25 protein-coding genes are annotated in these 26,739 nt (G+C 43.2%); 6 read left to right on the forward strand and 19 right to left on the reverse strand.

Going from position 1 to position 26,739, the window contains the following annotated elements:
- Window positions 1-20: 20 nt before the first annotated feature.
- The 10 genes from WKT11_RS05740 to WKT11_RS05785 form a co-directional block, all read right to left on the reverse strand.
- Window positions 21-1,529: a cobyric acid synthase gene (locus WKT11_RS05740; protein WP_117674709.1), complete on the reverse strand. Its 1,509-nt coding sequence runs from the start codon at window positions 1,527-1,529 to the stop codon at window positions 21-23.
- Between the two features lie 122 nt (window positions 1,530-1,651).
- Window positions 1,652-2,695: a pyridoxal phosphate-dependent aminotransferase gene (locus WKT11_RS05745; protein ID WP_118247422.1), complete on the reverse strand. Its 1,044-nt coding sequence runs from the start codon at window positions 2,693-2,695 to the stop codon at window positions 1,652-1,654.
- A gap of 109 nt (window positions 2,696-2,804) precedes the next feature.
- Window positions 2,805-3,779, reverse strand: a complete 975-nt coding sequence (gene cbiB / locus WKT11_RS05750; RefSeq protein WP_118247423.1) for an adenosylcobinamide-phosphate synthase CbiB — start codon at window positions 3,777-3,779, stop codon at window positions 2,805-2,807.
- Between the two features lie 36 nt (window positions 3,780-3,815).
- Window positions 3,816-5,216 (reverse strand): cobyrinate a,c-diamide synthase, encoded by a 1,401-nt coding sequence (locus tag WKT11_RS05755; protein ID WP_118247424.1) that lies wholly within the window; start codon window positions 5,214-5,216, stop codon window positions 3,816-3,818.
- 12 nt (window positions 5,217-5,228) lie between these two features.
- Window positions 5,229-7,193, reverse strand: a complete 1,965-nt coding sequence (cobK, locus tag WKT11_RS05760; protein ID WP_118247425.1) for a precorrin-6A reductase — start codon at window positions 7,191-7,193, stop codon at window positions 5,229-5,231.
- Complete coding sequence (gene cobJ / locus WKT11_RS05765) at window positions 7,186-7,917, reverse strand: precorrin-3B C(17)-methyltransferase (protein WP_117674704.1); 732 nt, start codon at window positions 7,915-7,917, stop codon at window positions 7,186-7,188. The genes cobK and cobJ overlap by 8 nt, the downstream gene beginning before the upstream one ends.
- A complete protein-coding gene (locus tag WKT11_RS05770; RefSeq protein ID WP_118247426.1) occupies window positions 7,910-9,058 on the reverse strand; it encodes a cobalt-precorrin 5A hydrolase in 1,149 nt (382 codons plus the stop codon). Before WKT11_RS05770 ends, cobJ begins: the two co-directional genes overlap by 8 nt.
- Window positions 9,059-9,085: 27 nt before the next feature.
- Window positions 9,086-9,844: a precorrin-4 C(11)-methyltransferase gene (gene cobM, locus WKT11_RS05775; protein ID WP_118247427.1), complete on the reverse strand. Its 759-nt coding sequence runs from the start codon at window positions 9,842-9,844 to the stop codon at window positions 9,086-9,088.
- 145 nt (window positions 9,845-9,989) lie between these two features.
- Entirely contained in the window at window positions 9,990-11,156 is a 1,167-nt protein-coding gene (gene cbiD, locus WKT11_RS05780; protein ID WP_118247428.1) for a cobalt-precorrin-5B (C(1))-methyltransferase CbiD, read from the reverse strand.
- A 633-nt stretch (window positions 11,157-11,789) separates the two neighbouring features.
- Window positions 11,790-13,145, reverse strand: a complete 1,356-nt coding sequence (locus tag WKT11_RS05785; protein WP_340283155.1) for an MATE family efflux transporter — start codon at window positions 13,143-13,145, stop codon at window positions 11,790-11,792.
- Between the two features lie 264 nt (window positions 13,146-13,409).
- Here WKT11_RS05785 and WKT11_RS05790 point away from each other — a divergent pair, with 264 nt between their 5' ends.
- Complete coding sequence (locus WKT11_RS05790) at window positions 13,410-14,300, forward strand: RluA family pseudouridine synthase (protein WP_118247430.1); 891 nt, start codon at window positions 13,410-13,412, stop codon at window positions 14,298-14,300.
- A 73-nt stretch (window positions 14,301-14,373) separates the two neighbouring features.
- On the opposite strand, the gene WKT11_RS05795 is transcribed toward WKT11_RS05790, so the two are convergent.
- Genes WKT11_RS05795 through coaBC form a run of 4 tightly spaced genes read right to left on the reverse strand, consistent with a single transcriptional unit; the run spans window position 14,374 to window position 17,205 of the window.
- A complete protein-coding gene (locus WKT11_RS05795) occupies window positions 14,374-15,138 on the reverse strand; it encodes a type III pantothenate kinase (protein ID WP_117674698.1) in 765 nt (254 codons plus the stop codon).
- A 16-nt stretch (window positions 15,139-15,154) separates the two neighbouring features.
- Window positions 15,155-15,808, reverse strand: coding sequence for an ECF transporter S component (locus WKT11_RS05800; protein ID WP_117674697.1), 654 nt, complete (start codon window positions 15,806-15,808; stop codon window positions 15,155-15,157).
- A gap of 13 nt (window positions 15,809-15,821) precedes the next feature.
- Window positions 15,822-15,983, reverse strand: a complete 162-nt coding sequence (locus WKT11_RS05805) for a hypothetical protein (RefSeq protein WP_178761995.1) — start codon at window positions 15,981-15,983, stop codon at window positions 15,822-15,824.
- 22 nt (window positions 15,984-16,005) lie between these two features.
- Window positions 16,006-17,205 carry a bifunctional phosphopantothenoylcysteine decarboxylase/phosphopantothenate--cysteine ligase CoaBC gene (gene coaBC / locus WKT11_RS05810; protein ID WP_118247431.1) on the reverse strand — a complete coding sequence of 400 codons (1,200 nt, stop codon included), beginning with the start codon at window positions 17,203-17,205 and terminating at the stop codon, window positions 16,006-16,008.
- Between the two features lie 275 nt (window positions 17,206-17,480).
- Here coaBC and WKT11_RS05815 point away from each other — a divergent pair, with 275 nt between their 5' ends.
- From WKT11_RS05815 to WKT11_RS05825, 3 genes are read left to right on the forward strand one after another with little or no spacing between them, the layout of a single operon-like run.
- Window positions 17,481-17,945: an AAA family ATPase gene (locus WKT11_RS05815; RefSeq protein ID WP_243098446.1), complete on the forward strand. Its 465-nt coding sequence runs from the start codon at window positions 17,481-17,483 to the stop codon at window positions 17,943-17,945.
- 1 nt (window position 17,946) lies between these two features.
- The gene (locus tag WKT11_RS05820; RefSeq protein ID WP_340283163.1) at window positions 17,947-18,444 is read left to right on the forward strand and encodes a response regulator transcription factor; all 498 of its coding nucleotides are present in this window, start codon (window positions 17,947-17,949) and stop codon (window positions 18,442-18,444) included.
- 29 nt (window positions 18,445-18,473) lie between these two features.
- Complete coding sequence (locus tag WKT11_RS05825; protein WP_118247432.1) at window positions 18,474-19,037, forward strand: tRNA (mnm(5)s(2)U34)-methyltransferase; 564 nt, start codon at window positions 18,474-18,476, stop codon at window positions 19,035-19,037.
- A 131-nt stretch (window positions 19,038-19,168) separates the two neighbouring features.
- Here WKT11_RS05825 and WKT11_RS05830 read toward each other — a convergent pair whose 3' ends face one another.
- Window positions 19,169-19,996, reverse strand: coding sequence for a peptidylprolyl isomerase (locus tag WKT11_RS05830; RefSeq protein ID WP_182437087.1), 828 nt, complete (start codon window positions 19,994-19,996; stop codon window positions 19,169-19,171).
- 319 nt (window positions 19,997-20,315) lie between these two features.
- On the opposite strand from WKT11_RS05830, the gene WKT11_RS05835 reads away from it, so the two are divergent.
- A complete protein-coding gene (locus tag WKT11_RS05835) occupies window positions 20,316-20,795 on the forward strand; it encodes an S-ribosylhomocysteine lyase (RefSeq protein WP_118247433.1) in 480 nt (159 codons plus the stop codon).
- Window positions 20,796-21,178: 383 nt separating this feature from the next.
- Here the strand turns inward: WKT11_RS05835 and WKT11_RS05840 are convergent, their stop codons facing one another.
- Together WKT11_RS05840 and WKT11_RS05845 are read right to left on the reverse strand one after the other, a co-directional pair.
- Window positions 21,179-21,685, reverse strand: coding sequence for an SH3 domain-containing protein (locus tag WKT11_RS05840; RefSeq protein WP_117674693.1), 507 nt, complete (start codon window positions 21,683-21,685; stop codon window positions 21,179-21,181).
- 131 nt (window positions 21,686-21,816) lie between these two features.
- Window positions 21,817-22,818, reverse strand: a complete 1,002-nt coding sequence (locus WKT11_RS05845) for an XdhC family protein (protein ID WP_117674692.1) — start codon at window positions 22,816-22,818, stop codon at window positions 21,817-21,819.
- Window positions 22,819-22,906: 88 nt separating this feature from the next.
- Here WKT11_RS05845 and WKT11_RS05850 point away from each other — a divergent pair, with 88 nt between their 5' ends.
- Window positions 22,907-24,127 carry a dicarboxylate/amino acid:cation symporter gene (locus WKT11_RS05850; protein WP_118247435.1) on the forward strand — a complete coding sequence of 407 codons (1,221 nt, stop codon included), beginning with the start codon at window positions 22,907-22,909 and terminating at the stop codon, window positions 24,125-24,127.
- Window positions 24,128-24,383: 256 nt separating this feature from the next.
- Here WKT11_RS05850 and yedF read toward each other — a convergent pair whose 3' ends face one another.
- Both yedF and hydA read right to left on the reverse strand, forming a co-directional pair.
- Complete coding sequence (yedF, locus tag WKT11_RS05855) at window positions 24,384-24,998, reverse strand: sulfurtransferase-like selenium metabolism protein YedF (protein WP_118247436.1); 615 nt, start codon at window positions 24,996-24,998, stop codon at window positions 24,384-24,386.
- Window positions 24,999-25,247: 249 nt separating this feature from the next.
- The gene (hydA, locus tag WKT11_RS05860) at window positions 25,248-26,621 is read right to left on the reverse strand and encodes a dihydropyrimidinase (protein WP_117674689.1); all 1,374 of its coding nucleotides are present in this window, start codon (window positions 26,619-26,621) and stop codon (window positions 25,248-25,250) included.
- Between the last annotated feature and the right edge of the window lie 118 nt (window positions 26,622-26,739).

Consider the following 26,739-nt stretch of genomic DNA (forward strand, 5'->3'; position numbering starts at 1 on the left):
ACTGCAGAACGTCTTTTATATTACACTCCCTGCTCCAGAATCTCATAAATCTTCTTCATATCCAGATGCTTCCGAAGTTCAGAAGCCAGAATGTCATACTGTGTCTCTTTAAATGCCGCAAAATCAACTCCTGTCATCTCAGATACATCAAGTCCTTTCTTTTCTCCGAGCGCGCGGACAACAGCCTCCGCAACATCTTCTTTGTCAAAAACTCCATGTACATAAGTTCCACAGACATTTTTACAATATGCACCATCTTCCTTCCGGCTGCCTGATACGTGATCCTCAATCGACACACAATGACCTGCGTTTTCTTTCAGAACAGTCTCTCCCATATGAATCTCATAGCCTTCCAGTTCCGCGCCGGAAAGAGCAGCAAGATCTCCGTTCAGATTCAGGAACTTTCCGGATACTCTGGTTCGTGTCTTATTCTCTGCAAATATGGTATCCATAGGCAGAAGTCCCATTCCTTTGATCGTTCCGCCCGCTTCTACATGGTGAGGGTCGCTTAAAGTTTCTCCGAGCATCTGATAGCCGCCACAGATTCCGAAAATAATCTTTCCTCTTGCTGCTTCTTTGAGTACTGCCGCTTCCAGTCCATTTGCGCGCATCCAGAGAAGGTCTTCCATGGTATTCTTCGTTCCCGGCAGAATGATCATATCCGGATTCTTTAATTCACTTACATGCTGTACATAACGAAGAGAAACCCCCGGAATACTTTCAAATGGGTTAAAATCTGTGAAATTAGAAATTCTCGGCACCCGGATAACTGCAATATCAATCAGATCCACTTCCGTTTTTCTGTCAAATCGCTCCGTCAGACTGTCCTCATCCTCCACCTGAATATTGAGATAAGGCGCCACACCAACTACCGGGATATGACTTCTCTCCTCCAGCATTTGTACGCCCGGATCAAGGATTGTCTTGTCTCCGCGGAATTTGTTGATGATCAGTCCTTTAACCATCTGGCGCTCATCCTCTTCCAGAAGCTCCACTGTACCGATCAGCTGGGCAAAAACACCGCCTCTGTCGATATCTCCGACCAGAAGTACCGGAGCTTTCGCCATCTTTGCCATTCCCATGTTTACGATATCTTCTGTTTTCAGATTGATCTCTGCAGGGCTTCCTGCTCCTTCGATCACGATAATATCGTTCTCTGCTGCCAGCGCATTATATGCTTTCATGATATCCGGCACCAGTTTTTTCTTATATTTGAAATAGTCTCTGGCGCTCATGGTTCCAAGGACTTCTCCATTTACGATCACCTGAGAACCAACGTCATTGGTAGGTTTTAACAGAATCGGATTCATCAACACTGAAGGCTTGATTCCTGCGGCTTCCGCCTGCATAACCTGTGCTCTTCCCATTTCCAGCCCCTCTTCTGTAATAAAGGAATTCAGAGCCATATTCTGTGATTTAAAAGGTGCTACCCTGTATCCGTCCTGCTTAAAGATCCTGCACAGACCGGCTGCCAGTAAGCTTTTTCCTGCATTGGACATTGTCCCCTGCACCATAATCGCTTTTGCCATTTCTTTGTCCCCTCTTTTCTTTTGCTGTATTTCTTATTTTCTATATTTTCATAATTATCTATAAATAATGTCAGGGATAAAAAATCTTTTGATTCCGACTTAATACCACCGATTATAATGGTTTATCCCACTAGTTCTGTCAACACCCGCACCAGCTTTTCATTCTGTTCATGAAGTTTCACTGCCACGCGGTAATATCCTTTCTGTAGCCCCGGATAGTTGCTGCAGTCACGAATCAGAATTCCTTTTGGCACACATTTCTCAAATAAATCTTCCGGTCCACGAAAGAATATATAATTTGCCTCTGACGGATATACCTTCAGGCCAAGCTTTGTCATTTCTTCCTTCAGCCACGCAGATTCCTGAAAAATGATCTTTCTTCCTTTTTCTACGTATTCCGTTTCTTTCAGCGCCGCCAGTCCTGCCTGCTGTGCCATGGTAGATACATTCCAGGGCTGTGTCACTGCCTCCATCCGTTCCAGAACTTTTCTGTCAGAACAGAATCCATATCCAAGGCGCACACCCGGAATCGCATAACGTTTGGTAAATGCCTTAAGCAAAAAAAGATTCGGGTGCTCTGCAAGTTTTCCCTTTAATGTATGTCTGTCCGGATCTTTTACAAAATCCAGGAAGCATTCGTCCACGACCATAAAGATACCAAGTTCTGAACAACTTGCAAGAATCTTCTCCGGTAATTCCTGCGGCATTGTGATTCCTGTAGGATTATTTGGATTACACAGAAAAATAATATCTGGTTTTTCTGTTTTAAGAAGCTGCAGATAATTTTCCTCTACACAAAAATCTGACGTTTCTTCCAGATAATATCTTGTAATCTCACATCCCACGCTCACCAGTGCCTGCTCATATTCTGCAAAGGTCGGTGCCAGAAGAAGTGCTTTTTTCGGATTTTTTGCTCTGCAGAGAGAAAAAATAAGGTCTGCGGCTCCATTGCCGCAGATCAGATACTCTTTTTGCGTCTGCTCATAAACTGCGATTGCTTCTTTTAATGGTCCGCAGCCTACCCTTGGATAATCACTGAGACCATCCACGCTGTCTATGATTGCCTTTTTCACACTCTGCGGTGTCCCAAGAGGATTACAGTTTGCTGAAAAATCCAGGCAATGATCATATTTATATACATCACCGCCATGTATGTGTTTTGTCATCTGTTCTCTCCCGTCTCATAATGTATGTCTGTATCGCAGTCAAACGGATAAAATCATCCGCTTCCGCTACGTGGCTCTACATCGAATAACTGCTTCGCAGTTTATTCGGTTAAAACAGCCACATTCTGACTGCCACACTAATCAGCATAAATACTATTACACCCAAAATCGCAGTAGCATAAAGCAGATGATTGGACCGTCTGATATCTTCTACTTCTATCGGCCGGATTGCATCTCCAATCGTCGGTTTCTCATAAAGCTTTCCAAAATAATATGCATTTCCGGCAAGCTGTACATCCAGTGCTCCTGCCATCGCAGCTTCTGTCTGTGCAGAATTCGGGCTTGCGTGATTTCTTCTGTCACGACGGTAAATCTTTGCCGCATTTTTCACATCCATTTTTACAAACGCTGACGCAGCTACCATAAGCCATCCTGAGATTCTTGCCGGAATGTAGTTTGCCACATCATCCAGTTTTGCAGCACAACGGCCGAAATAAAGGTACTTGTCGTTTTTGTATCCCAGCATGGAGTCCATCGTGTTGATTCCTTTATATAAAAACATCAGCCAGACTCCGCCGATTGCCATATAAAACATCGGAGCTATAATTCCATCAGAAGAATTCTCTGCCACAGTTTCCACTGCCGCCTTTGTCACTCCCTCTTCTGTGAGAGACTGTGTATCTCTGCCGACAATCATAGATACTGCATAGCGTGCCTCATCCAGAGTTCCGTTTTTCAGTCTGTCATATACTTTCATGCTCTCTGTTTTCAGAGATTTCGTTGCCAGAAGCTGATAGCACCAGAATGTTTCCAGTGCCAGTCCTGCCCAGGCAGAAATTCCATAAAGAAAATGTAAAATCAGAAACGGGATTCCGCCACTGAACAGACAGACCAGGATTACTTCTACGGTACCTGCCACAAGTTCTCCCTTATCCGTTTTCGGAAAAATTTTCCGAAGTATCTTTTCCAGAAGCGCTATAAGATTTCCAATCACGCACACCGGATGATACAGCCATCTTGGATCTCCTATGATAAGATCAAGGATAAAACCTGCGGCCAGGGCATATATACTGTAATATAACATAATAAATAAGACTCCTTGTTACATACTTTATCTCAATCAGACATAATGTTGTGCTGTATGATATTCCAGACACTTTAACAGAAACGCTCTGGGAATGTTCGGATTGCCATAATAGTACAGATGCGGATATCCTGCCAGAAGATTTTCCTCACTGTGTACACAGTCCCATCCTCGTTTACTGAGAGGTTTTGACGCATGAAAATCTGTACCACAGTTCTCAGAATCAAAATAGTGAAACTCATGAGCCGGAATCTCCCCTATTTCTTCTGCCGCCTGTCCAAATACCGGTTGTCTGGCATTCAGTGTGATATACCCAAACCTCGTCAGTTTCGGAGTTCTGTAACACTTTCCCGGAATCACTCCACAGGTTTTACGGCTGATTCCTTCCATATCCTCCATCTGTTCATGAAGATACATAAAGCCGCCACACTCTGCCATGCAAGGCATCCCTTGTTTAATCGCCCGAACAATCTCCTCTTTCATGGATTCATTTTGTTCCAATGCCTCTCCGTTTAATTCCGGATAGCCTCCATAAAGCAGCAGCCCATCTAAATCTGACGGCAGATGTGCATCATGAACCGGTGAAAAATAAACTAGCTCTGCTCCCATTTCCTGCAATAGCCGGAAGTTATCTTCATAGAAGAAACAGAATGCTTCATCCCTGGCTACTCCAATCTTCAGTTTCTGTGGCAAATGAAAATCAAAGGCAGGATTTTTCTGATCCAGAGATTCCGGCACATTCAGATCCGGTGCTTTTTCTGCAAGCGCAAGGATTCTGTCTATTTCCAATGTCTCTTCCAGCACGCCTGCCAGTTTCTTCAGACGACCTTTCAGATCTTTGATCTCTTCCGGAAGTACCAATCCCAGATGACGGCTCTCAATCACGCAGTCCTCTACTTTCGGTACATAGCCAAGAACTTCCACACCCAACTGTTCTTCTGCCAACTTCTTCATCCTTGGATAAAGCATCGGAGACATCTGATTAAAAATCACACCTTTGATATGGCTGTTCTCTTTATATTCCATAAAGCCTTTAATATAAGCAGCCAGAGAAATACTCATTCCCCTGCTGTTCACAATAAGAATCACAGGTGTATCTGTCGTATCTGCCAGATCATAGGCACTTGCTTTCGTGGAAATACCTCCCACTCCATCATAAAATCCCATGACACCTTCCATCACTGCGATATCGCAGTCCGCAGCATTTCGCCCAAGAAGATATCTGGTAACATCAGAATCTGTAAAAAAAGTATCAAGATTTCTTGATTTCGTTCCGATGACTCTGGAATGAAACATAGGATCTATGTAGTCCGGTCCACACTTAAAAGATGCCACCTTCATTTTTCTGTTTACCAGCGCCTGCAAAAGTCCGCAGGTAATCAGTGTCTTTCCACTGCCACTGGCTCCTGCTGCCAGAAGTATTCTTGGAATTTTCATCCTGTTTCTCCTCTATTTCTTCTGCAATGTAATAATATAAATTGGATTTTCGCCCATCATCATATGGTAACGTCCAATCGCCTTTGAACGTGCCGCACCAAGCTGAACAATCTCATTCTCCTCAAATCCAAATTCTTTCGCTGTCTCAAGTGCTTCAGACACTGTCTCCAGAGTAATGCAATTGATCACAATACGAACCTGGGGGTTCTTTTCGATCAGAAGCTTCACGATTTCTTTCAGATTTCCGGAGGAGCCTCCAATAAACGCATGTGTAGGTACCGGAAGTTCTGTCAGTGCCTCCGGTGCAAGTCCTTCGACGATCTCCAGATTATCCGCTACAAATTTCGCCTTGTTCAGACGAATCAGTTCCACTGCATCCTCTTTCTTCTCTATCGCCCAGACTTTACCCTGATGAGCGCGAAGTGCCATCTCTATAGATAAAGAACCTGTTCCCGCTCCGACATCATAGCAGATGGAATCCTGTGCCAGACAAAGCTTTGAAAGTGATACAGTACGCACTTCCTCCTTCGTCATAGGCGCTTTGCCCCTGATAAATTCTTCATCTTTTATTCCATGAGTCTCCGGTCGTGTTATCGCATTCTCGTTGACCGCACAGACCACTGAGAGCGGATCACCCACATACTCTGTCAGTTCACTGGCCGGTTTTACAAAAATCTTCTCATTATCATAAGAAAGATTTTCTCCCACATAAAGAAGAACATCTCCCATGTCATATCCTGTCAGCTTTCTGGCAAGAACCGCCACTCCGTCTGAAGTTCCAAGAATCGCAAATACCTTTTTCTCATGGCGGATATGCGATATGAGATTACAGCCTCTTCCATGAGCACTGACAATCTTCGCATCATCCCAGGATAAGCCAATCTTTGACATAAAATATACTACAGAAGAAATTCCACACTGAACTTCTATCTTTGATTCTGCCATAACATCCAGCAGTTTTTTTGCTCCACTGTAGAATCCTACATCCCCGGAAAGAACAATCACAATGTTATCATACTCAGGGTGTTTCCCGATATAGTCTTTAATCTCCTGGCTTCTGTACTCCACGAATACGTCCTGTCCCGGACGCTTCACAGAATCCACCATTCTTTTCGCTCCGATCAGAAGATCTGCCTGATCCAGACTGTTCTTTCCCTGTACTGTCAACGTCTGAGAACTTCCCATGCCAATTCCAAGAAGCGTAATATGCGGCTGATGCGTCAGGCTGAAATGTTCCATAAGGAATCTCTTGCATTCTTTTACAGACATTCCATCTTCTTTCAACGGGCGCCCGATGATCACAGGAATCGCGTCACATTCCAGCGCCGCATCTATCTTATCCTGAAAACCGCCCGCTTTTCCGGTATCCTTTGTCACCAGATATTTACAATGGTACTGTCTTAACATCGCTGCATTTAATTCTCTGGAAAAAGGTCCCTGCATTCCGATCAGATGTTTTCCCTCAAAGCCCAGTCCGGCACATGCCTGCATGACGTTCGGCAGGGAAAGGACTCTGGCATAGAGACGTTCCTTATAATCTTTCATTCCCGTAAAACCAGCCAGTTCCTTACTTCCTGTTGTCAGCAATACATTTCCCTGTGTCCGGTCCAGGTACTCAGCTGCCGCCTGCACACTCTCCACATAGACAGCTTTCTCTTCATGTCCGCCCATTTCCCGCAGAACTCTATAGTAAAGTGTCTGTGTTTTCTCACAGGCTGTCCGGATATTTATGGTAACCTCAGCTGCATAAGGGTGCGTCGCATCCAGCACCATCTCCGGCTCCTCTCTGGCAAAAATCTGCTCCATGGCAGTTTCATCCAGTCTTCCTGTCTGCACAGTGAGATATTCATTTTCCATAAGAGATTTGCTGCCGTATTCTGTCGCGACAAATCCCATCGTCTGTACCTGATGTGCTGCCAGAAAACGGCAGACCTCATATCCTTCTGTTGTTCCTGCAAAAACAAGGACTTTATACATTCTTATATCCCCTTGGTGTAACCATCTTATGGTTGATTTCCTTTGTCTGCGAATTTCCGATAAATACAGTTGTAAACATATCTACCTGTGTATCTCTCAGTTCTTTTAATGTCATTACATTGGCTGTTTCGCCTTCTCTTGCGATATTAGAAACAGTTCCACAGATCGTATCCGGTGACTTATATTTCATCATCAGGTCGCATGCTTTCTGCAGATAATCATGGCGTTTCTTACTGGATGGATTATAAAGACATACGACAAAATCTGCCTGAGCTGCAGCCAGAAGTCTTGCTTCGATCTTTTCCCATGGAGTAAGAAGGTCGCTTAAGCTGATAAGACAGAAATCATGGATCAGAGGTGCACCAAGAACTGCCGCTCCGCCTGTAGCTGCTGTCACACCCGGAATAATCTCCAGTTCTGTTTCCGGATAATTAACGCCGACCTCATACATCAGTCCTGCCATACCATAAACTCCGGCATCACCGCTGCAGATCATAGAAACCGTCTTGCCTTTCTTCGCTTCTTCAAAAGCAAGAACGCAGCGGTCAACCTCTTTCTTCATTGGTGTAGTCATAAATTCTTTTCCAGGGAAGTATTCCTTTACCAGATCAACATATACAGTGTATCCGATGATCGCATCACTTTCATTCATTGCGCGGATTGCCTTTCCTGTCATCTGGTCATAAGCTCCCGGTCCGATTCCGATTACATATATTTTACTCAAAATGTATCCTCCATTCTCTGGCTGCCACTGCTGTGGTCACACCGTTTTCTCCTTTTTTCTTGTGAATCAGTCTGCCATTACCGCTGGCAAAAACTGCACTTCTCTCACAGACATTATCTACACCTGTGATTTTCTTTACAAACGGTGAGGGCGTAAATTCTCCCGGCACCTGTTTTAATTCATCTTCTGTATAAGTGACAAAAGGAATCTGCCAGTCTTTTGACAACGTTTTGATTCCCTGTTCTTCTTTCTTCAGGTCAATGCTGGCGATCTGTTCAAATGCTTCTTTAAAAAATTCGCCTGTATCGAGCACTTTCTGTGCCGCCTCTGCGATTCCTTCGGCATCTTTGCCCTTACGGCATCCCATTCCCAGTGTCAGATTCCCGGGAACGATCTGTGTCGTAGATGCAAAAGGCTGGCAGGATGTATGTACTGTGACAGCGGCTCCACAGTCTATCCCTGAATCATCCAACTTTCCAACAATTGATTCTGCATTTTCAGATATCATTTTTTTGCTTTCTGGTGATTCCGTAGTATCTGACTGCATGCCTTCCATATTTCTAACCGGGATTCCCCGTTCGTCACACATAATCAGTCCTTCCGGCAGTCTGCCATCTACAGGAAATTCACTGTAAAATCCCACTTTTTTTCCTGCCAGAAGCGCTGCTGAAACTTCTTTTGCCGCTTTCATATTGAAAATGCTACAATCATTTTTCTTTGCAAAGACATCTACCGCAAAGCGATGATGCAGGTCCGTGGCGGTCGTTACCACCGGTACTGCGTTTAATATTTCTGCCGTTTTCAGCGCCAGTTCATTAGCGCCGCCCAAATGCCCTGACAGCAGTGAAATCACGAACTTCCCGCATTCATCCACCACAAGCACCGCCGGATCTGATTTCTTTGACACTACATAAGAAGCAATACTGCGGACTGCAATTCCACTTGCGCCAATGAAAATCAACGCATCTGAATCAGGAAATTTCTCCCCTGCCCATGCAGAAGTACTGATCTGTATGGAGTCCGGCAGGTATTTACTTTTTTTGTCAAGGGTTGCCGTTATGCCGGCAGATTTCAGTCCCCTGCATAATTTCTCACCTGTTTCCTGTCCGGTCAGGCTGAAACAGATCATTGCAATCTTCATTTTATCCTCCTATCGAAGGTTCTTTTCTCATTTTGTAGCCTCGCGGAACTCTGTCGTAAATCCCGGATCGTACAGTTTGGAACGATCGTAATGTGCTGCTGCCACACTGTCACCAATGATCATCAATGCGGTTTTTGTGATATTGTTATCTGCTGCTGTTTTTGCCAGCGTTCCTACTGTGCAGACAAAAGTCTTCTGATCCGGCCAGGTGGCTTTGTATACGATAGCTGCCGGTGTATCTGCTGTATAACCGCCTTCAATCAGACGTCTGCTCAGTTCTTCCAGCATTCCTGTACTTAAGAATACAACCATTGTTGCCTGATGAGCTGCGAATGATTGAATGCTCTCTTTGGACGGAACCGGAGTTCTGCCTTCCATACGGGTGATGATTACGCTCTGGGAAATATCCGGAAGTGTATATTCCAGATTCAGGGCGCTTGCCGCACCACAGAATGCACTGACACCCGGGCAGTAATCATACGCGATATTCTTCTCATCCAGAATATCCATCTGCTCACGGATCGCGCCGTAAATACAAGGGTCGCCTGTGTGGAGACGGACGGTTATCTTTCCTTCTGCTTCTGCTTTCTCAATTACATGAATGACCTCTTCCAGTGTCATCTTGGCACTGTTATGGATCGTGCAGATGTCCTTTGTATATTCAAGAAGCTGTGGATTTACCAGTGATCCTGCATAGATCACCACATCTGCTTCTTCCAGATACTGTTTTCCTCTTACTGTAATTAAATCCGGTGCTCCCGGGCCTGCTCCTACGAAATGTACCATGTTTTATATCCTCCTTTTATCTATCGTTTTTGTTCTATATTATGTATCAGACAATAACTGTCATTTTTATAATTATAAATCATAACTTAGTTAAACAGCTATGATTATCTATTTCTCCATATTTTTTGCTTACCTGATTGATTATCTATTTATCTTTGATTTTCTCATTCTGTATATTAATCTGTTCAATCAGTTTGGCAGCATCTGCCGTCTGTCCCAGATATCCGCAGGTGTTAGAAAAAACTACTGCTCCAAGCAGAATCTGTTCATAGGATCTGTGATTCAGATAAAACTGGATTCTGTCCAGAACCTCTTTCATCGTTCCCTGTGTCATCTGGTATCTGTTCAAAATATCCAGTGCCTCATCTGTGGTAGATGCGTTCAGAATCTCTTTTGCACATTCCAGTGGTGCTCCTGCGCGGATTGCATTAGACGCCAGAACTTCCATTCTTGCATCTGCGCTGTGTGAATGTGTATTCATAATTCCAGCTGCTACTTTTACAAACTTCCCGATATGCGCAATGAAAAGGATTCCTTTCACGCCCATGTCGATTGCCATATCTATCGTTTCTCCTACATAGTTGCTACACTTGATGTTCTTCTCATATGGGAGATCCATGTGTTCTCTCAGATAATCTGCACCGTAATTTCCCGGTGTTACCAGAAGATATTCTTCTCCCTGGGAAAAGTGCTGTTTCATTTCCACCCGGATGCTCTGGACAAGGGCTGCCTCGCTCATAGGCTCTACGATACCGGATGTTCCAAGAATTGAGATTCCCCCGACGATTCCCAGTCTGGGATTGAACGTTTTCTTTCCGATTTCCACACCTTCCGGAACAGAAATGATAATCTTTAGGCCACCCTCGTAGTCATATTTTTCTGCTATTTCTGTGGCTGCCCGGAGGATCATGGATTTTGGTACCGGATTGATTGCGGCTTCTCCGATTTTCTGGGAAAGTCCGGCTTTTGTTACTCTTCCGACACCAATTCCGCCGTCAAGAGTAATTCCCTGCTCTTTTGTTTTCTCTACGGTCGCATAGACCAGTATTCCGTTTGTGGTGTCTGGGTCATCTCCGGCATCTTTCCGGATTGCGCAGGTTACTTTATCTGTTTCTATCTGAATGTCTTTCAGTTCCAGTGTGAGCAGAATTCCTTTGGGAGTCATCAGTGTAACGGTTTCCTGTAATTTGCCTCCAAGGAGTATTTCTGTGGCGCCTTTGCAGGCTGCTGCTGCGCAGGAACCTGTTGTGTAGCCGAATCTCATTTTTTTGTTTCCGCGGATTACGTAGTAGTCTTCCAGTCCGTTTTTCATGGGTGCTCCTTTGTCTTTTGCTGCCGGCGTATGAGATATAACAGTTCAATAAAATACTGCATTATTTTGCTGATTTATTATAGTTACATAAAAGGAGGGATTTTTGTGTGCAACAAAATCCCTCCTGAAAGTTCCTAGAAAATATTCTCTGGTTGCCGCAGATTGTATTTCAACTGAAAAAGCAGACAGTATCTGGCTGTTACAGTAACGGACTTGCGCAGGGATTTCACCTGACTTCCTGTGGTGCTTTTCTGGGGTTATTTTTCGACAATCATTATATAATTTTGAGGGGGAAAAGTCAATGTATTTGACGGGCATTAAAGGATTAAAGGATACCCATTAAGGGACGCTCAGAAAAAGTTCTTGTGTGGGGTGCGGTTTCGGAGACTAAGATATTCTAAGCTCTCAGAAATCTGCTAAAGGCATGAGAAGAAAAGTCTGGATTACTCGCTGGCGCTCAGACAGACGACTTTTCTTCTCATAACGCAGATTTTTGAGAGCTAAGAATATCTAAGACTCCTGCAAATGCACCCCACACAAGAACTTTTTCTGAGCTGGTGATTGGAAATGAGCAAATCGTCTATTGTAATGTATTTATTTTATGGGTAATATTCCTTACGGCCAGCAGGTAGTTTATACTACTTTGTGGTTTAGCCATTTGCGGCTGTGGAAGCGGAGGGAGAATACGATTCCGCGGACAGTCCAGTCGGTGAACATTCCAATCCATACGGCCATTGGGCCGAAGCCTCTGAAGCGGATGAGATATACGCAGAGGCAGAATCGGAAGGCCCACATGGTGATGCAGGAGGTGAGCATGGAGAATTTTACGTCACCGGCGGCTCTGAGGCCGTAGGCAGGGACGAAGGCCATTACCCATACGATTGGTTTGATGATTGTGATCCAGGTTACCATGTGGAAGCACATCTGAGCGCTTTGGGATTCCATTCCACCTAGTTTTGTTATCGGAATGGTCAGGGCGAATACCAGGAGGCAGCTTGCGATGATGATGATTTCCGCAATGATACTGAGTTTTTTTATGTAGTAAATGGCTTCGTCTTTTCTACCGGCTCCGAGGCATTGGCCTACTACGGTCATCAGACCGATTCCTACGCCGATGGCTGCGATTCCGTTTAGGTTTTCGAGGATGTTTGTCATTGCCTGGGCTGCGATGGCTACGGTTCCCAGGGTGGATACTGAGGATTGGATTGACAGTTTTCCGAGCTGGAACATGCTGTTTTCTACACCGGATGGGATTCCCAGTGAGAGGATTCTGCCGATCATTTTTCCGTCGGGACGGATCTGGTAATAGTTTTTTACTACGATTGGCTGTCTGTCAAGTCTGAGCTGCCAGAGTACAACTACTGCGCAGAAGATTCTGGAGGCTAAGGTTGCAATGGCGGCACCGGCTACGCCCATATGGAATACCCAGATCAGGACTGCGTTTCCACCGATGTTGATTACGTTTGATATGACGGAGACAGTCATCGGGCCTCTGGTGTTTCCCTGTGAACGGAATATAGAGGCACCGGCATCATAGAGCGCAATAAACGGGAAGGATAGCGCTGTATAGAAGAAGTATGTTCTGGATGCTGTCATAACGTCTGCTTCTACTTTTCCGAATATGAATTGTAAAAGAGGTATTCGGAATATCAGGCATAGTGTAGTTACCGCTACAGATATGGCTGTGATGATGAATAGTACCTGTCTGGCGGATTTGTTTGCCATTTCGTGATTTTTCTGTCCTATATATTGTGAACAGATGATTGCTCCGCCTGCTGCCAGTGCTGAGAATGCCTGGATTACCAGTACATTGATGGAATCTACCAATGATACGGCGGATATTGCTGCGGAGCCTACATTGCTGACCATCATGGTGTCAACGGTTCCCATTAAGGAGTTTAACACCTGTTCAAAGATGACTGGTATCAGCAGACTTCGAAGCATTTGATTCGTAAAAATGTGTTGCTGTTCTTTTGTATTTTCTTTCATCTTTCCCCACCCATTTTAGAGTGTATTTGAAAAAGGCTTTCTGCAAGATGTGCGTGCAGATTGCGGGAATGATTTTTCAAACACGCTCTAGTTTCTTTTTCTGATTATACGCTTAATTTTTTGTGATGCAAGAGAGTGGGCTGTGTTTTTTCTCATATTTTTGTATAAAATTCTGTTGTTTTTCTTGTTATGGGCTGTAAAATCTGATACATTAGAGCCACATATAAGTTATAGATTCAGAAAGGTAAATAAAATACACCAGTCATGCAAAGAGTTATTGAATATATTATTTCTGAAAATACAAGTCCGGTTACGATTCTGGACTTTCTTAAAAGAGAGGGATTTTCCCGGCATATATTAAGTTCTATGAAGAATGCTTCTGATACGATCATCCTAAACGGCGAACGTGGTTTCGGGCGGTCTGTGTTGAAGCCGCAGGATCATCTGGTAATCACTGTGCCTGAGACGGAATCAGGAGAGAATATTATCAGGACGAAGATGGAATTAAAGATTCTTTATGAAGATGAAGATATTCTTGTGATAAATAAACCTGCTGATATGCCGGTACATCCTTCTGCCGGAAATTATGAAAATACGTTGGCTAATGGGATTGCCTGGTATTTTTATGAAAAAGGAGAAGATTTTGTTTACCGATGTATTAATCGGCTTGACCGTGATACAACCGGTGCTTTGATTCTTGCAAAGAACCCTCTGAGTGCCGCTATTCTGTCTGTGCAGATGAGAAATCGTCAGATCTGCAGAACGTATCTGGCGCTCGTAGACGGAGTGCTTCCAGAATCAGGCAATGTCGATGCCCCTATTGCACGAATGGATGGATCGGTTATCACACGTGAAGTAAATTTTCAGAATGGAGAATCTGCTGTTACACATTATGAACGTCTGGCAGTTGGCAAAGACTATTCTCTTGCAGAACTTCATCTGGAGACAGGGCGCACGCATCAGATCCGGGTGCATATGAAATATATCGGTCATCCTCTTCCCGGAGATTTTTTGTATAATCCGGATTATCGTTGGATAAAACGGCAGCCGCTTCACTCCTATCAGCTGGAATTTACTCATCCAGTCACTAAAAAAGCGATGCTTTTCACAGCACCTGTTCCGGCTGATTTCGTTTCTGCCTTTTGGTCAAACTAAAACCATTCTGTGGGCAAAAAAATAGTTCATCAGCATTAATTATCTGATGAACTATTTTTATATTCCCGGAGAATTATTTATTTTTTTCGTAAATGATCAGAAGTCCTTTCAGCAGAAGTTCTTCATCCAGAATGATTTTTCTCTTACAGTGAGGAATGATTTTCTTTGCCAGACCACCTGTTGCTACTACTGTGGTTTTCTCGCCAAGTTCTTCTTCGATTCTGTCAATGATTCCGTCAAGAGCGGCTGCATTGCTGTAGAGAACTCCGCTCTTCATACATTCGATCGTATTTTTTCCGATTACATGTCGCGGGGCATCAATGCTGATTCCGCTGAGCTGAGAAGCTCTTGCGGTAAGGGCATCCAGTGAAACTCCCACTCCAGGAAGGATCATTCCACCTACATACTGCTTTCTGCTATTAACAACGGAAGCTGTAGTTGCAGTTCCCATATCAATGAGGATCAAAGGCACCGGGTAATTAGCAATTCCTGCCACTGCATCTGCCACCTGGTCTGCACCAAGCTGTCCCGGATTATCCATCATGATATTCAATCCTGTCTTTACACCAGGTCCAAGAACGATCGCATCTTTCTTAAGTATCTTCTCCGCAGCCAACTTCGCAATATTTGTAATCTGTGGCACTACCGAAGAAATGATGCAGCCTTCAATATCTGTTTTCCTGATATGATAAATATCAAGAACATTCTTAAGATCTACCGCATATTCCAGTTCTGTCTTCGTACGATTGGTTGAAAGTCGCTCTATAAAATATGTCTTTTTATCATCAATGCATCCAACTACAATATTTGTATTTCCGATGTCAATTGCTAAAATCATACTTATTTATCTCCAATTATCTTTCTAATGCTACTTTTCCGTTTTCACTGTCTGCTGCTTTCTGCGCCGGAATCAGGTGTGCTTTTGAAAGGGCAGCTCCTACAGCTCCTGTGATCACTGTTGAGGACACCATTTCACATACTGCATTGATTCCAACCATCATACAACATCCGATGATGATATTTCTTCCACCCATCAGTCCCTGTACATACTCTGTATTTCCAAACAGACCTACCAGAGCAGTCATAAAGAATAAGGTATTGAGGAATGCGGAAAAGAATCCAGTCACTGCGCATGATACATATACATTTGTCTTCTTACGCATAGCCTTGTAAATATAGCCAAGGCAGATTCCGTCAAGAAGACGTGGCACAAATCTCTGGATAAATGCCAGAACCGGATTGATGCTAAATAACATAGCTCCCATTGCACTTGTACCGCCAAGTCCGATACACTGTCCAAAACTTGTCAGTCCGAAGATCGCACCTGCGATTGCTCCGCCTGTCGGTCCGAGCACGACTGCACTGATTGCAACAGGGATCACGTTAAACGAAATCGCCAGTGGTCCGATGTTTAAGTATCCCAGTGGTGTGTAGGCCATCAGCAGAAGTACTGCTGCCATTAAGCCTAGCATAGTGAGCTGTGTCGTTGTGAATTTCTTTGTTTTCATTTTTTCCTCCTTGTTACCGTTCCGTTTCCGGATACAATACGGTGATGGAAAGCAGATTGGTATTTTCCCTGACGGGATTTCTGCTTTTCTGATATAAAGTTATTTTTTGCAGACTGGCAAAATCCTCTCCTGCATTTGCCTCATAAAAGCAAAATCGGAAAATCACTGCTACCATCTGCTTTCTTACTGCTTCCTGCCTAAAATGAGGTCAGCGTAAGAATTTTATCCAGGATTTTAAGGGCTGCGTCCTCCTTACTCATAAGTGGGAGTGATACTTCCTCATCCTGTGTAATCAGAGTCAGCACATTCGTATCTCCCTGAAATCCGGCGCCTTCTACTTTTACATTGTTGGCAGCTACCATATCCAGGTTCTTCTTTGTGAGCTTGGCTCTGGAATTACCGATCACATTCTGCGTCTCCATAGAGAAACCGCAAAGGAACTGTCCGTCACGTTTGTGTTCTCCCAGAAACTTCAGGATATCATCTGTTCTCTCTAATTCTATGGACATCTGTCCGTCACTCTTCTTGACCTTCTCGTCACTGACTTTCGCCGGACGGTAATCTGCAACTGCTGCCGCCTTGATGATGATATCCTGCTCATCGCTGACAGAAGTCACTGCTTCATACATATCCTTTGCAGTCACAACAGGCACTACTTTTACAAACATCGGAGGTTCGATTGCAGTACGTCCGCTGACAAGCGTGACATCTGCTCCGCGAAGCATCGCAGCTTTTGCAATAGCATAGCCCATTTTTCCGGAAGAATGATTCGTAATATATCGCACAGGATCGATTGATTCCTGCGTAGGACCTGCAGTTACAAGGATTTTCTTTCCTTTCAGATCTTTTTCACAGGCGGCTTCTCTCTCAATATATGCAAGTAATGTCTCAGGCTCCGGCATCTTGCCCGCACCTGTGTCACCACACGCCAGATAACCGCTTGCAGGAGTAATCACTTCATAACCATAATGCTCCAGAATCTTAAGGTTATCCTGAACTACAGGATTCTCAAACATATTTGTATTCATGGCAGGGGAAATGAATTTCTTGCATTTGCATGCCATGATCGTGGTAGTAAGCATATCATCTGCAATTCCATGAGCCAGTTTGCCAATCACATTGGCGCTTGCCGGTGCGATCATTACGACATCTGCTTTCTTTGCGATAGATACATGCTCTACCTGGAACTGGAAATTCCGGTCAAAGGTATCTACCAGGCATTTATTGCCTGTGAGAGTCTCAAAAGTGATCGGATTGATAAAGTTCGTCGCATTTTTTGTCATAAGTACATGAACATCTGCGCGGCGTTTCTTTAAGGTGCTTGCAAGATATGCAATCTTATATGCAGCAATGCTGCCCGTCACTCCTAATAATACTGTTTTTCCTTCCAGTGTCATTTTCTCTCTCCCTCTTTCTCCGGATCATTACTGACTGTTGTTTTCCTACATTCAGTAATTATTTCTGTTTTCTAACACAATTCTCCTTATTATAGACTAATTGTTATCAAAAATGCAATACAGGATTTGTTTTCTTTGCAAAACAATCTTTCCTGGTTACTGTTCACTCCGTGCCCAGTAACTTTTGCCACAGGTAATCCAGAATAAATTTAGATAAGCGCTTGTTTAATCTTTCCATGTAAATTATAATAAAATTTACGAAAGGAATTTTTATCATGCCGAAACAAAAACCGAATTTAAATACTATTTACATATCCGAACGATTACACGAAAGTCTGAAACCAATTTCCCACTGCACACTGACAACAGTAATCGCCCCTATGGGATACGGTAAAACAACAGCCATAAACTGGTATCTTGCAGAACGCACAAAGAGAGAAGAACTATGTGTCATCCGTATTAACGTCTACTCTGACAATCTTGCTATATTCTGGAAAAGCGTTCAGGACGCATTTACCCGTGAGGGCTTTCGCTTTCTTCGCGAATATCCTTGCCCATCCGACGCTGCCGGAGGCAGCCTTTCAGCAGATGATCTTTGTCATGAACTGAATGTCAAAAAATCCTTCTATATTTTTATTGATGATTTTCATCTGTTAAGCGATGATCGTGTTTCTAATTTTATCTGCCTCCGAGATCATCTGTCTGAGCGGACGGCTCCATCAGATCGGTACGAAACCTGAAATGGATGAATGTATGCCCCACTATTATACGATCACAGACGGACACGGGCAGGGAGCTGAAAAGATCATGTGGGCTGAAGCAGCTTTGATGCAGGGACAGTTCTCTGATACACTCATTGCACTGGAAACAGCCTATTCACAGATTGAAAGAAACGGGCAGGAGAACATGGCTTTATGCTGCGTTTTCCTGGCACAGCAGCTTTTTCTTTGCACTGATATAAAACTGCACTACACTTTCGAGCAACGCTATAACGCATTACTCGGACATCACAATGCCGTTCCACGTCCCATGATGCTCTCTTCGCTGACGGACCGTGAACACGAAATCGTCATGTTGTTGCAGCAGCGCTTAAGTAATCGTGAAATCGGAGAAAAACTTTTTCTTTCTGAAGGCAGTGTGAAACAATATATCAATCAGATTTATTCCAAACTTCATATCGGAGGCGATACCCGCACAAAACGAAAACAATTATTAGAATTGCTTTCATCCAACAATTAATTTATTTGTTACATTTCATGGAGGTACATATGAAAAACTATCAGATTACACAGTGGTGTGCTAATTTTATCAGACAGCAGGTAACTGAGGGCGATTTCTGTATAGACGCCACTATGGGAAATGGCAACGATACACTTTTATTATCTCAATTATGCAAAACGACAGGGAAAGTGCTGGCTTTCGATATCCAGAAACAGGCACTGGCTGCCACCAGAGAAAAGCTGGTCGCTGAGCATGCTCCTCAAAATTACACCCTTCTTTTGGAATCCCATGCAAATATGTCTAAGTATGCCGAGGCAGATAGTATAAGCTGCATTGTTTTCAATTTCGGCTATCTTCCGGGCGGCGATCATTCCCTCGCGACCAGAGGCGAGACCAGTATTCAGGCTTTAACACAGGCTTTATCTCTGCTGAAAAAGGGAGGCATGATCTCTCTTTGTATTTACAGCGGCGGTGATTCTGGCTTTGATGAACGAAATCAGATTCTTTCCTGGCTGAAAGAATTGGATCCGCATAAATATCTGGTAATAAAAAGTGAATATTATAACCGGCCAAATAATCCTCCGATCCCTGTACTTATCATAAAAAATTGACAGCACAAAAAGACACCGGAAAAGAATATCGTAAAAATCTTTTCCAGTGTCTTTTGTAATCTAAGTATTTTTTTAATCTGTTCTTTCTCCGATTTTTCTTATCTGACCAGAGAATTGAGAATTCATTCTGTTTAGTCTGTGATTTTGATTGTCTCAATCACCGGCTGTTCATCTGCCGGAATCGTTCCGTTGTTGTCTGTTGGTTTAGCGTCCTCGCAGATCTTATCTACAATGTCCATTCCTTCTGTTACATGTCCAAATCCTGCATAATCACCGTCCAGGAATGTGCTGTCTGTCTGAACGATAAAGAACTGTGAGCTTCCACTGTCCGGATCACTTGCTCTCGCCATGGAAATAGTTCCTCTTGTATGAGAAATATCGTTATCTACTCCATTGTTGCTGAACTCACCCTTAATGTTCTCGTCAGATCCGCCTGTTCCATCTCCATTCGGATCGCCGCCCTGGATCATAAATCCATCCATGATGCGGTGGAATGTCAGTCCGTCATAGAAACCTTCCTGTGCAAGCTTCACAAAATTTGTTACAGTAATCGGCGCTGTATCTGCATCCAGTTCCACATCAATCGTGCCATAATCTTTTACTTCGATTTCTGCATGATGAGTTCCTGTAAGTTCTTTGGAAGTATCCAGAAGTACACCTGTGTTGCTGTCTTTCCCATCTTCTGTATCACTATCAGTGTTATCTATATCCGAAGATTCGCTGTCTTCTTCATCAGATCCGTCAGTAAATCCTGCCTTCTCTGCCTCTTCTTCACTTACTGTATCTTCACTGTCAGAAGAAGTGGAATCTGTCTTGGTTTCTGTCTGATTGGAAGTTTCTTCCTTTGTTGTTTCTTCTGTCTTTGTTGGTTCCTCTGTTTTATCGCCGCTGCCACATCCTGCCAGTAAACTTGCTGACATGGCTGTAACGCAAAGTGCTGCCAGTAATTTTCTCTTCATTATTCTCTACCTCCAAAATTATTCCGTTTCAAGGCTTTTATATCATTTATTACCATCCTCAAAACACAATCTTATCTGATTATAACCTATCCTGAAAAAAAAACAACTCTTTTCACAAAATGTTCAGATTGTCTGGTTTACTTTCTGACATTTGCCTGTTAAAATATACCTGAAATACAGTAATATATAATGATATCCGGGTCAAAAAAGCTGTTCAGACCTATACAATAAAGCTTTTGAATTTTGGGTCCTGATACCATATATATTCATCTGCTAAAAGCACGAGTAATTATTCTTATTTGAAAGTGAGGAATCCGAAATGGAAAAAATTACAAGTTTTACCATTGACCATATCAAACTTCAGCCGGGTGTCTATGTTTCCCGCAAGGATCCGGTTGGAAACAGTGTGATCACCACGTTTGATATCCGTATGACCTCTCCGAATGAAGAGCCGGTCATGAACACTGCAGAGCTTCACACAATTGAGCATCTGGCAGCTACTTTTCTCAGAAATCATAAGGAATTCGGTCCTAAAATGATCTACTGGGGACCAATGGGATGCCGTACCGGAAACTATCTTCTTTTAGCCGGAGATTATGAATCAAAGGATATCGTTCCGCTTATGATCGAAACTTTTGAGTTTATCCGTGATTTCGAGGGCGACGTCCCGGGAGCATCTGCCAAAGACTGCGGAAACTATCTGGATATGAATCTGCCAATGGCCAAATATCTGGCCAAGAAATTCCTGGATGAAGTTCTCTATGACATCAAACCTGACAGACTTGTTTATCCACAGTAAGTAAGAACATATAAGTTACCAAGTGACTGTCTCTCAGCCATACTCTTTGCGTTGTATGTCTCAATATCAGGCGGATATTCGTAATTGATGCAATAGCTTACTTATATTTGACTAAAACAAAATGCAGAAGCTATCGAGTTATTATCACTCACCGCTTCTGCATTTATTTTTTTATTCACACAATAAATCTAATATCTCTAATTCATGGATAGTTAGTCAATCGGATATTCGCAATCCGCTTTCGCTACTTGCTCATAACCAAATAACTGCTTCGCAGTTTATCAGAAGGGGCTTGTACCCCTTCTGATACAAGCAAGTCCCCACCCACTGCTTATTGCTCTTCGCAATTGAAGCAGGGGACTTACTTGATTTGGTTAAACTCCCTAGTATTCTGCACTTTCATCATAGGAAGTATCATCGTAAGATGTATCTTCAGCTGCACCTGTATCTGCTGTTGCGGCTGCCGCATCTGCTGCAGGAGCTGTCGTTGTCACAAAATCTCCGCTGGCATAGCATGTCTGTCCGTTGTAGTCCACACGGATCCAGCCATTCTCACATACACCTGTACTGTTCAGCTGAGTTCCGGATGCCACGCTTGCAATCAATTCTGCATCCGCGCTTGCGTCAGAACGAAGGTTCAGTTCTGCAGATGCATAATATGTACCGGTCTTTACTTCTACCTTCACACCACTGGCTGTCTGCTCTGCTGAAGGAGTAGGTGTTGCCTCCGGTGTCGGTGTCGCTTCCGCTACTTCAGGAGTAGGTGTTACCTCCGGTGTTGGTGTTACTTTAACGATCATAACACTGGAATCAATAGTAGGGTCAAATCCGCATCCCTGAACGGCAAATGCAAGTCCCAGTACCAGAACCAGCCAAAGTGATTTTTTCATAAGTAGAATCCTCCTTTATCAAACACGACTGCTATCCTTTCGTGTTTTCTTTGTCCGCTCACATGCGGGCAATAACCTTTGAGTATTAATATACACGATTCTCACGCAATATGCAAGTTAAACGTTACTGGTTACTGTTCACATACCTCAAAAAGGACTTCCACTTCTCCCCCGCAGATCATTCCCAGGTTTGCACCGCCCTGATTGGACAGATTATACTTTCTGATTTCTCCGTGCTTCGCTTCCGGTGCATATTTAAGAGCCTGAAATTCCACATTTCCTCCGCCAATGCTTCCATGCAATCTGCCTTCTTTGTCCAGGAACATTTTACTTCCTGTTCCTCTTGGTGAAGAGCCACTCTTGGAAATGATCGTGATCATAACTCCGCTTTCCTTTTCCCGGACAGCTTTTTCTACTGTTTCATCAATATAGGAAACATTGTATTTATTTTTTTCCTGTACGATCTCAGCAGTGATACTTACCGCAATTTCTGCCGGCATGTGCCCTCCGATTGGAAGTCCGATCGGTGCATGGATCGTATTGAGCTGTTCTTTGCTAAAGCCCTCTCCAAGCAGTTTTTCCATAGTCAGTTTTACTTTATTTCTGCTTCCGATCATGCCCAGATAGGTATATGGACGTCTTAAAATCTGCCTTGCGCTGGCACTGTCTCCCAGATGGCCTCTTGTTACTATCACATAGTAAGCATTTTCATATTCCGGAATTTTATCGGGAATCTCGTCATAACTTCCCGTTATCAGACGGTCTGCATCCGGAAATCTCTCCGGAGTCACAAAATCTTTTCTATCGTCCATAACTGTCACATGAAATCCCAGCATTTTTCCGATTTTTGCCACAGGCTGAGACACATGTCCTCCACCAAGAATAATAAGCTGAGGATTTTTTACATAAATTTCTACAAAAAAATCATTCTCTTTGATATGAACGACTTTTGTATCCTGACACGCAGCCAGCTCTGCCTCATATTCTTTCCAGAAATCTTCTGCCTTACTGTCAAAGGCTACGCAACTTCCTTCTTTTATCAGGCATTTCTCTCCTTTATGGCTGCCATTCAAAAACATCGCTGTTTTAACTTTTCCTGTTTCTTCCAATATCTGATAAATTTTCTTGTACATAGTCTCTCCTGTCTCAATCCCCTCTTTCTGTTTTTCATTGTGATTTTTTCAAAAATATATTATAATTGACGGAAAAGGGGGAAATATCATGAAAAAAAGCAAATTTCTACACAGCCTGCCGTTCAAATTACTTGTCGGCGTGGCTCTCGGCATTTGTATCGGACTCCTGCTGAATATCTCAGATGAATCCGCCATCACAACTGCCATATTGAATCTGGTTGTGACGCTGAAATATATCTTTGGTCAGCTGATCAATTTCTGTGTTCCACTAATCATTATAGGATTTATCGCGCCATCCATCACCAAACTTGGAAACAATGCTTCCAGAATGTTAGGAGTTGCAGTCTGTATTGCTTATGCTTCCTCACTGGGAGCCGCTTTATTCTCTGCGCTGTCCGGATATGTGCTGATTCCACACTTATCCATCAGTTCCACTGCTGATCACCTGAAGACTCTGCCTGACGTGATCTTTGAACTTTCTATTCCGCAGATCATGCCTGTTATGAGTGCACTTGTATTATCGGTTATGCTTGGACTTGCAGCTACCTGGACAAAAGCCAGCCTGGTTTCATCCTTTCTGGATGAGTTTCAGAAAATCGTGCTTTCTATTGTAGCCAGAATTATCATACCGATTCTTCCTTACTTTATCGGACTGACTTTCTGCTCTCTCGCATATGAAGGAACTATTACCAGACAGCTTCCTGTCTTTCTTAAGGTAATCGTAATTGTTTTGATAGGGCATTTTATCTGGATGGCTCTTCTGTATGTACTTGCAGGCATTTACTCCAAAGAAAATCCTATGGAAGTCGTAAAGCACTATGGACCGGCATATCTTACCGCCGTAGGAACCATGTCCTCTGCTGCCACACTTGCAGTTGCTCTCCAGTGTGCGCGTAAAGCAAAACCTTTAAGAAAAGACATGGTTGATTTTGGTATTCCGTTATTTGCCAACATTCATCTCTGTGGATCTGTTCTCACAGAAGTCTTCTTCTGTATGACGATTTCTAAAATCCTTTATGGCGCAGTACCTGCACCGGGAACTATTGTTCTTTTCTGTGTTCTGCTTGGTATTTTTGCCATCGGAGCTCCCGGTGTACCTGGCGGAACCGTTATGGCGTCTCTGGGAATCATTACCGGCATTCTGAAATTCGGAGATTCCGGCACTGCTCTGATGCTGACTATCTTTGCTTTGCAGGACAGTTTCGGAACTGCATGTAACGTAACAGGCGATGGCGCTCTGACTTTAATCCTTACCGGATATGCGAAACGTCATAATATTAAAGAACAGCATATCAGTGTTGATCTTTAACAGTATGAATTATAACGAACGCCCAACGCATCCTAGTCATAGTCATAGGATATTCACAATTGAAGCAGGGGACTTCCTTGATTTGGTTAAAAATGCATTCTGCAAAATATAATTGATTTACAAAACCATCATATGTATGCTTCTGTTTTAAACAGACATACACATGATGGTTGTTTATATCACAGGAATTTAATCACTACAGAGAATCTTTCAGGCACCAGACTGAATTCTTTCTTTATTTATAATTATGAGCGAGTTATGGGCGAATCACCTTGTCTGCACCTGTCATACGCTCAGCAATCGTATACATGTCTGTAACCTTACCAACCATCAGCTTATCCATCAGTCCGTAATGTTTCAGGCAGGTACCACAAGTCAGAATTTCTACTCCCTCTTCTTCCATCTTTTTCAGATCTTCAATACTCTCAGAACCTTCTGTCGTAAGTTTAGCTCCTCCATTATAGAAGAGAATTGTATCCAGATGTGTATCCATCTGAGAAAGCGCATAGATAAATCCCTTGATCAGAATCTTACCAAGTTCATCATCACCATTCCCCATAACATTAGATGAGATTACAGCTACTGTCACTTTTTTATGTGGTGTCTCGCATACGAATTCTTCTTCATTTACATCTCCACCCGCCTGCTCTGTCTGAACAGTCATTTTTACCTGGTATTTCTTATCCTCCAACTTCTCTGACACAAATGTGCATCCTGTTTTATTTGCAAGTCTGCTCAGATTGTTTACTGCAGTTTCATTATCAACCAGAATCTCAATTTCATCACCGATTGCTGCCTTGTCAATTACTTTCTTTGTCATTACTACCGGGATTGGACACTGCTTTCCCATTGCGTCTACTTCATGTCTCATTTTGGGTCACCTCTTAATTATTTATTCTTTCAACATACAGCCTTGCCAGAACGCAATTTTATATGTTCAAATTCATTATTCGTAACTGTTCAGTACCTTCACAGTTACGAGTCAAAATCCATTAAAAATCGCCTTTGGCGATGGGATTTTGACTTGTATGTCTCGGGATTTTGGCATGTTCATGCCAAAACACCTCGCGGGATAGTAGACTGCTGAATAGTTACCATTATTCTATATCTTTCCACTCCATCACAGCAACTTCTTACCACGTTTAATATATTTACCGGCTTTCTCCACGAGCACCTTTCCATTCTGTACCACATGCGCGCCTCTTAAGTAAACGCTGTCAACATCCCCATGAAGTTTAAATCCCTCATATGGATTGTTATCTGTATTATAAAGATGTGTCTTAGCAGAAATCACGTTTTCTTTCTCCGGGTCAAATACAACAATATCTGCATCACTGCCTTCACGTATCACACCCTTCTTCGGATAAACGCCATAAAGCTTTGCCGCATTTTCACTTAACAAACGGCACATCTGTTCCTGTGTGATTTTGCCGGTACGAACGCCATATGTATAGAGTAAAGTTCCTCTTGTCTGCACTCCGGGAAGCCCTCCCGGAATCTTTGTGAAATCATCTTTGCCTAGCGCTTTCTGCTCCATGGTAAAACTGCACTGGTCTGTGGCAACCGTCTGGATATCACCGTTTGCCAGCGCTTTCCAGAGACAGTCCTGATCTGTTTTCTTACGGATTGGAGGTGCGCACACATACTTCGCACCCTCAAAATCTGGTTTGGAATATACACTGTCATCCAGAAGCAAATACTGCGGACAGGTTTCTGCATATACCTTCTGTCCATTCATTCTGGCACGCATCACCTCTTCAAAAGCTTTCCTGTTCGTCAAATGAACCACCATAACCGGTGCATCTGCTGCATCTGCAATCACCAGAAGGCGGTGAACTGCCTCCGCTTCCATGATGTCCGGACGTACCAGGGGATGATTCTCAGGTCCAAATCGCCCTTCTTTCTTCGCCTCCGCGATTAACGCATCAATCGCTCCTGCATTTTCACAGTGTACTCCCGCAAAACATCCGTATTCATTTAATTTCTTAATAATTTTATAAAGATCACCGTCATCTACGATCATCGCCGGATATGTCATATAAAGCTTAAAGCTGGTGATTCCTTCATTGATCATATCCTGAATTTCTTTCTCCGTTTCTTCATTCCATTCTACAACAGACATATGGAACGAATAATCGCAGGAACATTTTCCATCCGCTTTCTTATGCCATTTTTCAAGACCTTCTTTAAGAGTATGTCCGCCTTTGTCCTGAGATGCATAATCAATCACCAGAGTCGTTCCGCCTGCAATCGCAGCTTTTGTACCTGTCTCAAAATCATCCGCAGTTACTGTACCTGCCACTTCCAGGTCAAAATGTGTATGTCCATCAATAAATCCCGGGAAGAGTAATTTCCCACTGACATCAACAACCCGGGCATCCTCTGACTCCAGATTCTGTCCTACCTTTACGATTTTCTCTCCATCTATCAGAACATCTTCCCTGACAGACATATCCCCCGATACTACCGTACCATTTTTCAATAAAGTTTTCACTTTTTTGCCACCCCTTTCTTTTTTTGTATTTAAGAATTACTGTTACTGCCTGTAATGAACAGCAACTATTTATGTGTAAAATATACCACCATTTAAATGACACTTCAATCTTTTCAGA

Source organism: Blautia sp. HCN-1074 (assembly GCF_037890165.1).
Taxonomy (GTDB): Bacteria; Bacillota; Clostridia; order Lachnospirales; family Lachnospiraceae; genus Blautia_A.